The 12,308-nt window shown below is 31.9% G+C and carries 14 protein-coding genes; all 14 read right to left on the bottom strand.

Annotated features, from left to right (window positions below):
• Positions 1-99: 99 nt before the first annotated feature.
• Positions 100-597, bottom strand: coding sequence for a hypothetical protein (locus NEH74_RS10570; protein ID WP_262941367.1), 498 nt, complete (start codon positions 595-597; stop codon positions 100-102).
• Between the two features lie 364 nt (positions 598-961).
• On the bottom strand, positions 962-3,175 hold the full coding sequence (locus NEH74_RS10565; RefSeq protein ID WP_262941366.1) for a pLS20_p028 family conjugation system transmembrane protein: 2,214 nt from the start codon (positions 3,173-3,175) through the stop codon (positions 962-964).
• Positions 3,176-3,185: 10 nt separating this feature from the next.
• The gene (locus NEH74_RS10560) at positions 3,186-3,473 is read right to left on the bottom strand and encodes a hypothetical protein (protein ID WP_262941365.1); all 288 of its coding nucleotides are present in this window, start codon (positions 3,471-3,473) and stop codon (positions 3,186-3,188) included.
• Between the two features lie 227 nt (positions 3,474-3,700).
• Entirely contained in the window at positions 3,701-3,826 is a 126-nt protein-coding gene (locus NEH74_RS10555; RefSeq protein WP_262941364.1) for a hypothetical protein, read from the bottom strand.
• Between the two features lie 182 nt (positions 3,827-4,008).
• On the bottom strand, positions 4,009-4,197 hold the full coding sequence (locus NEH74_RS10550; RefSeq protein ID WP_262941363.1) for a hypothetical protein: 189 nt from the start codon (positions 4,195-4,197) through the stop codon (positions 4,009-4,011).
• A 129-nt stretch (positions 4,198-4,326) separates the two neighbouring features.
• Positions 4,327-4,515: a hypothetical protein gene (locus NEH74_RS10545; protein ID WP_262941362.1), complete on the bottom strand. Its 189-nt coding sequence runs from the start codon at positions 4,513-4,515 to the stop codon at positions 4,327-4,329.
• Between the two features lie 174 nt (positions 4,516-4,689).
• Complete coding sequence (locus tag NEH74_RS10540; protein ID WP_262941361.1) at positions 4,690-4,899, bottom strand: hypothetical protein; 210 nt, start codon at positions 4,897-4,899, stop codon at positions 4,690-4,692.
• A 9-nt stretch (positions 4,900-4,908) separates the two neighbouring features.
• Entirely contained in the window at positions 4,909-5,250 is a 342-nt protein-coding gene (locus NEH74_RS10535) for a hypothetical protein (protein ID WP_262941360.1), read from the bottom strand.
• Positions 5,251-5,263: 13 nt separating this feature from the next.
• The gene (locus NEH74_RS10530; protein WP_262941359.1) at positions 5,264-5,989 is read right to left on the bottom strand and encodes a hypothetical protein; all 726 of its coding nucleotides are present in this window, start codon (positions 5,987-5,989) and stop codon (positions 5,264-5,266) included.
• A 12-nt stretch (positions 5,990-6,001) separates the two neighbouring features.
• Positions 6,002-6,796: a hypothetical protein gene (locus NEH74_RS10525; protein ID WP_262941358.1), complete on the bottom strand. Its 795-nt coding sequence runs from the start codon at positions 6,794-6,796 to the stop codon at positions 6,002-6,004.
• Positions 6,797-6,799: 3 nt separating this feature from the next.
• The gene (locus NEH74_RS10520) at positions 6,800-8,074 is read right to left on the bottom strand and encodes a CpaF/VirB11 family protein (protein WP_262941357.1); all 1,275 of its coding nucleotides are present in this window, start codon (positions 8,072-8,074) and stop codon (positions 6,800-6,802) included.
• A 14-nt stretch (positions 8,075-8,088) separates the two neighbouring features.
• Entirely contained in the window at positions 8,089-8,439 is a 351-nt protein-coding gene (locus tag NEH74_RS10515; RefSeq protein WP_262941356.1) for a hypothetical protein, read from the bottom strand.
• A gap of 62 nt (positions 8,440-8,501) precedes the next feature.
• Positions 8,502-11,900 (bottom strand): hypothetical protein, encoded by a 3,399-nt coding sequence (locus tag NEH74_RS10510; protein WP_262941355.1) that lies wholly within the window; start codon positions 11,898-11,900, stop codon positions 8,502-8,504.
• A 54-nt stretch (positions 11,901-11,954) separates the two neighbouring features.
• Positions 11,955-12,308: hypothetical protein (locus NEH74_RS10505; protein WP_262941354.1), on the bottom strand; the 354-nt coding region annotated here is incomplete at its 5' end.

The following is a 12,308-nucleotide window of genomic DNA, read 5'->3' as shown; positions in this document are numbered from 1 at the left end:
AAATTTAAAATGCGAGAAATGACCGCTAAGGCAGTTGTTTCTCGCATTTAGTATATTTATGTCAAATGATATTAAAGTTCGTTACAAATCGATTAAATGCTAATTATAGAGTTGATGAAAAAACTTAATACTTTCAGCTTCAGTTAATGGTCGATTTTTAACTTCATCTTGATGATAGGATAACCACTTCACTGCTTGTTTTAACTCTTGATGATCCACCGCTAATACCACAAGATAATACCGTTCGATAGATTGACCTAACTCTAACTCTTCTAAGCGTTTTATTTCAGCTTCAAGTTCTAGTTTTGCACGATCAGTCAATTCAAAAGATTGGTGTTTTTGTTTTTGTCGGTAATAATGAATCTGATTCTGATATTTAAGTGGCTCTTTTTGAATAAACCAATGACTTGCTACATTAAAACTTTTAAGCCGTTTTGCCACTTGTTGTAAAAAATTGTTCAACTCTTCATAAGGCTTTTTTTCTAAACCTTGTTGACCGATTACTTCAAAGACTTGGATAACATCCCCTGTTTTGGTTTTGAAAATTTGTGGTGTAATTTGTGATACCACTTCAACGATTTGGGTGCTATTTCGCAAGATAAGTCCTCCTCCTTTTCTTTAAAAGTTAAATTAATAATATCTTGACTAGGTGGTGCTAAGTACGTTCCCTTTGGACGATTTAACCAAATCAAAAATCTTTTATAATTTCTCGTTAATGGTACTGGTGATGGAAAAATGGTGAGATAAACACAAAATAGAGTTATTACTCCCCAAGCTATTCCTAAAAAATGGGGGATGTTCGGAATTAAATTAATAATATCAGTTGATAATCCAAATGTCGCCATAAGTGGTATTCCTACTAAGGTTGCTAAATCTGATATAAAAATTTGAAATGTCCATCCTAAGAAATTGACTTCTGGAAACGCATAATTAACCTCTAAATCCTTTGGGATTAAATACATTACTCTTCACTTCCTTTCTCATCCTCTTCATCTTTAATCTGCCAAATTTCGTATGGTGGTAAAGTTGTTGTTTTAGCTCGTTCATCTGAACGTTTCATTAAATCTTCAAAAGGATTTATTTTATAACTATTATCTTTATCATATTCTGGTTGAGATGTCGGATCAGCCTTAATTGATTGATCTTTAAGTTGTTTCTTGCTAATTTTTTCGTTAATTTTATCTGTCATTGGTTTAGCCATTTTTTCAACTTCTCCAAAATTCTCATTCACTGATGATATAACTTTATTTACAGCTACTTTTCCTCCATTAACGATAGGTTTTTTAATCACTTCGTTTGCTTTCTCTTTAACATTATGAGTGGTATTCTGAACTGTTTTTTGACCCTCTGTTGCTACATTTTGAACAGTTTGACGAATGTTTGATTGTTGCCACATTTCAGATAAAGATTTAACACCTTTTTGATCTTCTTTTTCACCAACTGTATCAGTAGTATCAGTAGTATTAGATGATGAATGGCTTTCCGTTGGATTCACATTAGCAACTACTGATTTTGATGTATCATTTGTCATACTAGATGGCGAATGACTTTCTGATACTGATTTGTCCTCAACATTAGAATCTACAACCTGTGATGAATTACTTTCTGTTGGATTTGCTTTAGCAACTACTGATTTTGGTGTATCATTTGTCATACTAGATGGCGAATGACTTTCTGATACTGATTTGTCCTCAACATTAGAATCTACAACCTGTGATGAATTACTTTCTGTTGGATTTGCTTTAGCAACTACTGATTTTGGTGTGTCGCTTGTAGTGTTAGGTGATGTATTAGATTTTGAACTCATAACATTTCCATTTTCATCAAACCCTTTAAAATGAACTGCTTTTTCAACACCTTTATTGACACCATTTTTAATACTACTTGCGACTTTCTGAACTGATTTATTTTCAGAAACAGTTTTTCCTGTTTTGGCAATATTGCTGATACCCTTTGTCGCACTTTGCCCCAACTCTTTAGTATTTTTAGCAATATTCATAGCGTGTGATGTTGCCCTTACCGCATCACCTGAAATTCCTGCATCCATACCAAATAATTCTTCTACAATTCTTGGCCCATCTAATAACATTAAAACGGCAGCGATATAGCCTAATAACTTCATATACATCATAATGCCCCAATCAATATTAACTAAGCCAAATCCTGTGTTAATCCATGCGATAGCCAGTTGATAACAACGGAAAATAATCACCACAATAACCATTAATAAGAAAGTTGTTCCTATTGAATGAAGTAATTTTTTAAATCGTTGTCCATTTTCAACATCTGTTAATCCAACAAACGGAAGTAAAATTTGTTTAAAGGAAAGTTCTAGAATCAATCGTAAGAATTTTAAACCTGCAAAGATAAAACCTAGACTGAGGACTAAGAAACTCAAGATAAGAACAAAGGGATCTTGAAGCTGATAACGATAAATATTTTCATCAAACCATCCAAACCAGCTATCCTTTAGTTTTTGACTTTCCCACTCACCAGTCGATTGATTATAAACTGGATACTCCTTGTTGATTTTGTCACGATCAAGCAATTCATTAATATTAAAATACTCTGGCTCAAACGTATTTTCCTTGATGTTATTGAGTTGAGTGTTACTCTTTTGATTAATCACATACTGTAAATCGACTAATTGATCTAGAATCAACGACTTAGATAAATTGAGTTGATCGTCACCTAAAAAAGCATTCATGCTTGATTGAGTTAAATCATTAAGCAAAGGAATAAGTGATTTTCCATTATAAATAGGCATGGTTAAACTGGTAAGCAAACTCGCAATCACCAATAAATTCACACTCGTTTGTTTAATAAGGTTATGATTTTGTTTAGTCATGGCTTTAAGACCTATCCACACTAAAATTGGACTCAAAAAAGCAATTCCAAGAACAACTGAATGGTTAATAAACTCATCCGATGTTAAATTTGAAAAATTAGGTGCAATATCAAAGATATAATTCAACGCTTGTTCAAAAAAGCCACATACAGTATATCCTAATTTCACAAGCCACCAAATAAGCCACCTAAATACGTCACTAAACATAGTTGTTACTTCAACGTTTTCACGAGCTAAATCTGTGCTAAAACTCGAAGCAAAAGCTATTTTAGGATAAAAGAAAAAGCAGATGGCTAAAAGTCCACCTGCTTTATAAAAGTTTTTCATGTTTATCACCTTACATTAAAAAAGGTACGATCATCGCCATTCCAGTTTGGAATCCACCTTGTTGCATTAATCCTTGAACAAAAGAAGCAATCGTTCCCCCACCAAAGATAAAGATACCTACAATAATTGCTTTAACAATCCATTTCTTCGCTTTCGCAAATGTTTCGTGAGATTCATCCATAAACATAGAGCCTACACCGAATAAAATACTTGATAAAACAATCACTGCTAATCCAACTAAACTCATTTTCTCTGATACAAAATTTAATACATTAATAATATTGTCAAAAAAGTTCATTCTTAAATCTCTCCTTTAATTTCGATAAAATTCGTCATTGCATTTGGTTTATAATGATGGAGTTGCAATGATTTACTCCATATATCTTTAAAGAAAAAGACTACTCATTATAAAAGTAGTCTTTTTTTATTTGTCCAATGGAATCACCCCCTTTCAAGGTATAAAAAAACAACTTTTAAAAAGTTGCTACTTATGAAATATTAAAAATTCATATATTTGTTTATCTATTAATCCTTATCATTAATTTCTAATGGTTGTTCAAAACGACTACCGACAATCAATGCACACATAACCGCTAAAAAAAATACTCCGCTAATTACTCCCAATCCAAAAAACATCATATTTTGCCACATGATAAATCACTCCCACTGATTTTATTTATTTTAGTATTCTATCTTTTGATAGGTTAGACAGACGAGAATTGGAAATTTATAGGGATAAACTAGTTAAAGGAGAATTAGTATGAAAAAATTTAATTTATTTCGTCTGCCTAACCTATCACTCCAAAGGTGCTCCTTTGGACGATAGACCTTAATTAATGAATCATCATCGATAACATTTGTGTAATGCTTGGCATAACTGTTCCTGTTGCCATTACTTCTTGTAACTTAGCAAACACTAAATCAGCAATCGACTTCATCTGTGGTGAGAATATCGCAATCAAAATCGCTCCTACCGCACACACAATCATTAAATTCATTAAACTTCCACCTTTTTCACCCATTTGGGATCAACTCCTTTTCTTTTTTATGATTTTCCTACCTTTTGGTAGGATAGACAGATAAGCGAGTAAAATCGGATTATCTGCCTATCCTATCATTCCAAAGGCTCTCCTTTGGACGATAGACTCTCTTTAATGAATCATCATTGATAACATTTGCTTAATTGATGGCATAACTGCTCCTGTTGTCATCACTTCTTGTAACTTAGCAAACACTGAATCGGCAATCGACTTCATCTGTGGTGAGAATATCGCAATCAAAATCGCTCCTACCGCACACACAATCATTAAATTCATTAAACTTCCACCTTTTTCACCCATTTGGGATCAACTCCTTTTCTTTTTATATGATTTTCCTACCTTTTGGTAGGATAGACAGATAAGCGAATAAAATCGGATTATCTGCCTATCCTATCATTCCAAAAGCTTAATTTCCTTTGGAAAATAGGCATAAAAAAAACAACTCCATAGTTGCTTTAGTCTAAAAATTATAACTTAAATATATAGAATAACTTGTTTGTTCCATCCATCAATATCAATCGTATTTGACACTGTAGAATGAGTAACAGGATGATTATTTCCTTTAACAATCACGACTTGATAATCTTTTGGAACATCTTTTAATCGCTCTATTAGTATTTCAACACTTAAAATTCCACAATTATTTTCATTATCACAAACTAATTCTGAATTTTTTTCTACCATTATCCACCTCTACTTGACAACTTGTGTCACAGATGTTCCTTTACGTGTTAGATTATAATGAATTGTATCATTTTCGACTTTAACAGAAACTTCTACTTCTGTTCCATATTCCTCCAATCCATTACTGTTAGTTGTAACTGTAATTTCGTGAGGATATTTAGCAATTAATTGATTAATCTTTTGATTGGCTGCTTCTGTTTGTCCGCCTTCAACTTGGATAATTTCAACCACTTTTTCTTTAATATCGTAATGTTGAGTTGATACATTATAATAAGCAAACATGTTAATCCCCAAACTCGCAAATAGCGATATTGGAATTAATGAAATTAAGAATCCAAATATCTCACCCATCTTTTATCCTCCCTTAAATCGTTGAAAAAATTGACGTTGCAATAGTATAGATTAAATAACCAATAAAGCATAAAATCTGACAAATAACAATCACTTGAACATGAGTTCCGTACTTTTGCATTTTATCAGCTTTTTTGATACTTAATTCGTCTAATTGATTGTTTTTCACCTTATCATTTTGCCTAGATATAGTTTCCAAATAAACTAGATTATCACTTTCGTTCGCGTAATAATAAAGCATAGTCATCACCATACGAGAATTAGTTGACTTAAATCGACTAGCGAATTTTAAATAAGGGTCTAAAGACGTATCATTATCTAAGTCAATTAAAAAGAGATTAATAGATTTCTCTAAATCTTTACTCACATATTGACGACTTTCTTCTAAAGCACGATATAACGTATTATTATGTAAAAGAGTCAATAAAATTTTAATATAGTTAGGAAATAACAAATCATTTTTGGTTTGAATATTTGTCTTTTTTTGCTTTAAATCATGAACTGGAATCAAATAACTTGCAATCGTAAAGATAGCCATTAATCCAATATAAAGCGTTGATAGGTTAGCAATAATTGTCGCCAAAAAAAGCAAAAATATTATGAACGTCATTTTTAATCGTTGTAACTGAAATTGAAGAATCGTTCTGTCATCATAAACTTCTTCTAATAACTCTTCTAAATGGGGTTCAGCTATTTTTATCGCCATCTCTTTATATTGCTCTTTAATCTTAGTAAACATCTTATCCCTCCTTTAATTAAAATCAATTAATACATCATTTAAATAGTCTTTTTCAGTCATAACAATGGTTCTTAAAACAGCACAAATAATGACTGTATTAACAAGGTATCCAAACATTGATAGGCTAAATAAATTATACATATCTCTTTGGGTAAATAAGAAAATAGCTGGAACAAATAGGACAAACATTGAGAAAAAATAAATATATTGACGATAGTACCCTTTTCTGCGTGTATATTGATCAACCGCAATCATATAGTTAGAATGTTCTTCAACAATTTCATTTAATACTTTTGTATTTCCGCCCTCACGATAATAAAGTTTTAATTGATCATGAAACATTCTTAAATACATATCATTGTTATATTTTCGAGAAAAATCATCTAAACCCTTATTAGGATTCCCACTATGTTCAAACTCAAAAATTAATAACTCTAAATCTTCTCGAATGGGTGAATCTAATGAAATGACAACACTTTTAAACGATTGAAGTAGATTTTTATCCGTCGATAATAATTGGGCCATTAAATTTAAATATAAGTTTAACTGACTTTGTATATGTTTCTGATATAGTTTTTTATTGCGATAAATTAAGATAATATTATTACTAACAATCGTAACTAATAAAGCAATAAATAAGGCAAATAACATATTCACATAAAGAATAGTTGCTCCAATAAAAACTAAAAGAAATGTTCCGAAAAATCTTAACCAATATTCTTTAGGAGTTACTTTTGAACATTCGCTTAATACTTTAATCGTATTTTTAGGTCTAATGGCATTAATGATTTCTTTCAATTTATTCAACGCTTATTGCTCCTTTCCAACAAGTTTAGAATATTTAGTTAAAACATCAACCTGACGGTGTTTGGTTAATAACTTAGTTAATCGATCATTTAATGGGTAAAGTTTATTCACTTTCTTCACTTCTCCCTTTACAATTTCATAGCCTAATTCATAAAGAGGAGAACAAACAACTCCATTTTTATCATAATCTTCATATTGAACAATTTGAGAAATATAACGTTGAACTCCTTGATCTGTAATCTCTTGTTCAAGGTGAATCCCAATCGAAAATACATTTGAAATTAACTTACCTAATAATAAGGTGTCTAAGTCATATTCCTCTTTACACATATGAATAAATCGATCAACTGATTGGTCCGCTGACATAGAATGTAGTGTTGTGATAACATTATGTCCAGTTTGTCCGGCTTTAATTAAACTGTATGCTTCTGATCCACGAGTTTCCGCAATAATAATCCAATCTGGATTATTTCGTAAAGCTAATTTTACAATCTCTGTATGTGTGATATGTTGAGTTGTTCTAAATGACATAATATCCTTTTCTGGAAATAAATCCTTCAAGAACATTTCCAGTGTATCTTCGGACGAAATAATTTTTTGATTATTAGGAATCTGCCCAATTAACCATTTTTGAAGTTCGGTTTTACCACTTCCAGTAATTCCACTCACGACAAAGTTAGCTTTTGATTGAACTAACGCTCCTAATAAATCAAATATCTCTTGCGGAGTATAGGCTACTCTTTTAGGATCAAACGCTAATCTTGGACGTACTGAACGTAATGAGAATGTTCTCCCATAGGGTGCAATAGTTTTAGATGTCGCATTAACACGTAATCGAGGATATTCGGCATCTAAAATAGGATGTGTCGCATTACACTCTCTATTAATCGAGTTTGAAATTTTACTAATTAAAATATCTACCTCTTCTTCTGTTAATGTCTCATGATATTTATAGCGACCTTTCGTGTTATCTTGAACATAAATATCTTTTCCATTAAAAGAAATATCGGTCACATTTTCATCTTTTAGGATATCCTCAATAAAAAATAACCCGCATAAACGATTGACTACATCTTGCACCGTATATTTCTCACTTAACCCTTGTTCATCTAAATATGTACTGATCCATTGACTTAAATTTTCTTTTTTCTCTTCGTTTCCAAAAGCTCCTAATAGCAACTCATTTTGTTCATCATGATGAAGTTTTTGAATAATATTAGATTGTAACTGACTTAATTCTTTGAGTTTTAATTGTGCTAACTCTTGTTCCTTTGACATTAGAGGATTCCTCCTTACTTTTCTTCGTAAATGACACTAAGTGGAACATCAATTTCTCCTAATGGAGTATCTGTTATCACAACAATTGAAGCTCCTAACTCATTTGTTTTATACTTAATTTGATAGTTGAAATTTGGATTGGCATATCGATTAAACATTTCTTGAAATTTAACTTTAAATTGATCTTGTTCCAAAAAATAATCTTCATTGGTTCGATCCACTTCTAAATTCGTTACCATTGACACGACTGCTGATTCTTGCATATTTTGTTTAATTCCATGTGTTATGATATTAGTTGAAAAAATATCTAACATCAATGAAGTAAATAAACCACAAATTAAGACACTAAATATCTTATGGATCATTTAAAATTCCCTCCTTTATGTCTTAATAAGAAAAGGCTAACCTAGTGGGTTAGCCTTTTTAATTATTGAAAGAAATCTAATAAATCTTTCCAACGATCAGGAATTTTTCCACTTGGAAATGGGTTGGTTGGATCAATGATACGGATATAAACTTTACCGTCATTCCAGCCACCTCCTCCGCTTGATCCACTATCTACTGTTCCTCCATTACTTCCACCACTATTATTAGCACCACCAGTGGTTGAATCTGATGGATCAGTATTGGCGACAAAGTGTTTAGTAACCTCAATTTCATTAACGATCATTAAAGTGATCTCATTTGTTCCAACTTCATTGATAGTTGTTGAAAATTGATAGGTTTGGATTGGTGCATTTAGTGGAATAAACCAGTCATTCGTTGGTCTAACACTACTTGTAATTCGTGAATCTGTACTAGAATTAAATAATAATCCTGTCTGTTTTTCATAATAAATCGTTGGAAATTTAAAAATTTGTTGGTTCTTAGTTGAGGTTGATTCCATCTCCACTTGATAAGTATTGTTTACCATTGGATAAGATAAATAATTATCTAATAATTCTAATGGCATAAATGATTGTGCATTTTTTACCATTAGCTCACGATTTAACTCATTTTGATAATCTATCGTTAACGTCAATGGGAATGAAGCATACGTCACCATCTCTTTTTTAGGTAAAGATCGAGTTAATGTGATTGTTTCATAAAATAACTTAATAGCTTCATTTCGGATACGTTCTGTTTTGATCACACCTTTATACGTTACTTTATCCGTATGACTATCATGAGATAACGTGATCGTCTTTGTAGAAGAAGTGTAAAAATCTGAAATAATCGTATTATTAGAAATATCTGAATCTTGATTATCTAATAATGTGACTTTAGCTTCGATTTGTTTGGTACTCGCTTGGACTAACTTTGATTTAGGAATCGTCACATCAATAGCTTTTCCTAAATTATTTTTTGTTAATTCTACTGTTATTGTATTAGCCAAACTTCCATTATAGGATAGTTCAATCTTCGCCTTTACGTTATACGGCAGTTCTCTCACGCTATTAATCGTCACTTGAACTAATCCATCTGACTTTAAATTACTTGTATAAGCTTCAATTTTTTCAGCCACTAAATCAATACCAGGTTCGACTACTAACTCAATGCGATTATTTGTACCAGTAGTGACTGTTACTTTTTTATCCTCAATAAAGATCGTCTTTTCAATATCTTTACCATTGCTAGTTAAATCAACAGCCCCATGACTTCGAGTTGCCCCATCACCACTATCTAGTTGTAGTCTTGCTTCAAGATAGTAAGTACCTAGTGGTAATTGACTAATCCATTCATGTTTAATGCTGAAATTGACTCCCCAACCATCAAAGATAGATGATTTATCAATGCTACGCTCGGTATTTCCTGTTTGAGCATTTTTAATTAAAATCTTTTGATTGAAGATATTATTCGCATTATACATATTCTTAATGGATTCTCCGTTATTTCCTTGAATAGTCAAATACGTTGATAAATCAATCGAATTTGATTGATAGGTAATCGAATTTAGCTTTTCAATTCCTTTAACCGTCTTAATCTCCAATACTAAGTCATTTGAAGAGTCCATATAAATTCTAGCCATACGTTTACCTAGATCATCAGTTCTAGATTCACCGATGGTAAACCATTCAGTATTAATAGTTGTGGTACTGATATTTGATTTTCCTAGTGTGAAAATGTGTTGATTTCCGTCAATCGTCGCAATATGGTTAAATTTATATTTTCCATTTTCAAACTCATCAAGATTCATTAATGACTTAAAAGTAGTTTCAGTAGAACTCATTGACGATAAATCGTTAATACTTTTAACAAAACTCCATGTTCCACTATCACTTACTTTAAAAATATCTAGTTTATATTCAGATGGTGTCATACCAAATCGGTGAGTATCTTGGTGATAACCATAAATGAATAACTTATTTTTACTATTTTCTTCGACAACTGCCATTCCACCAGTATTTGTAGCACTCATATTTGATGGGCTGTTGGTATATAAGCCATACTGCCAATTTGCTTCTGATTTAGCAATCTCTAACACTAAAGCTCCTTGCGAAGGATCATAAGCCACTCTTCCTTTTTTACCATTCGTAAAAATCACCCAACCAGTATCGGAATTTAGATTTACTTTTGATTGATTTGAAGTATTTGTGGCATTGGATGGCGTATTTGAGTAACTCGTATAATGTTCGATTCGATATTTACCAATACCTAAATTTCTCACGTCTGTACTTAATGAAAAATTATTTCCATTACGTGATGAATCATTGAGGTTTGTGGTCGCATTATTAGACAAATTAATCAACTTGGTAATGGACTGATTGACTGTTCCACTCGCATTCCAGTTCGTATGATAGTGACTACCACTTAGGTTTAGTGTTCCACCACTTGTCAATGACACTTTACTTCCACTAAATGTCCAACTTCCTTGATAAGTCACTTGAATTTGAGCCTGTTTCCCACCGAGTTCTGTCCAGTTGTTAGCAGTATATCCACTGTCTGTCGTTCCATTAATGACTCTTAATCGGCTATTTTCCGTTGGGTGATTCCCTTTAACATAGCCTAGATTCCACCATAGCACTTTATCATAAGGATTCCATGAACTCTGATTCTCAACCGAATAGCTTTTAATATTACTGTATGTTTCTCCAACACGCCAATATAGGTTTTTACCATTATACGTCTTTACTGATCCTGTTTTACTTCCTGTGCTACGAACATAAACAGGATCTCCTAACATTTTAACCGTAGAATCTCTTAATTCTGATTTGAAATAGTATGAAACTAACCCATAGGTACTACTTGTCCCATTTTTAGAACCATTAATATTCATGGCATAAACTGGTGACATATATTTTTTACCAGTTGTTTTTGTATTCATTAAAATAAACACATTATAATTCACTCCAGGTTTTAAATCAGCATATGGAATGACTACCTCAAATCCTACTCTATTATAATCATAGTAGCATGTATTTTGAGATTGATTATATTGTCCATCTCCACAACGTGTATTAACTCCATTTAATCTAAAATGATCTGTCCTAGACACATTATCATAGTTATTCGTATAACTTTGATTATAAATCTTTCGACTTCTATCACTTCCCTCTAGATAAATGGCAACTTCATGTGTACTTGAACCACTTAAATGTTGTGAGTAAGGAATAACCGCCCAACCACCAATAACAATTCCACTACTTGATGTTTCAAAACCATGAATTTCATATTGAAATTCTTCTTCATTTGATTTTGAAGTCGTATAGATATTAGTATACTGGCTTACTTGACTAACACTGATCGCCGCTTCAACGTTTAAGCCAAAACATAGATTTAACATCATGTACATACACATCATGGAAATCATTCGTTTTAAATCCATCATCATGAATAATTTCTTCACATAAATGTCCTCCTAACAAAAAAAGACTGCCTTTAGCAATCTTTTTTATTATCTTTATTTACGTTTTTTGAACTTAAACCATTCTTTTTTAAATTTAATCTTTAAAGGTTGTTTTTTAATATAGGTCATATATCCAATATAACCACCAACTCCTAATCCTGTAACACCTACCGTTGAGACCGCGATCACCATTGGAAGATTTGATTTTGAAGATTGTTGAGTTGGTTTACCCCATAACTTGGTACTCAATTCTTCTTCATCCTCACCCTCAATAAGTTCTTCATCCTTATCCACTTCATCTTTTGCTTCTTCATCACTTACGACTTCATCTTTCACTGATTCCTCTGTTTGTTGTTCTTTATCAGAATCATTACTTGATGAATCGTCATTTGATGTTCCGCTATTGCT

Source organism: Turicibacter sp. GALT-G1, assembly GCF_025594995.1.
GTDB lineage: Bacteria > Bacillota_I > Bacilli_A > MOL361 > Turicibacteraceae > Turicibacter > Turicibacter bilis.
This window is presented reverse-complemented; position numbering and strand designations above follow the sequence as displayed.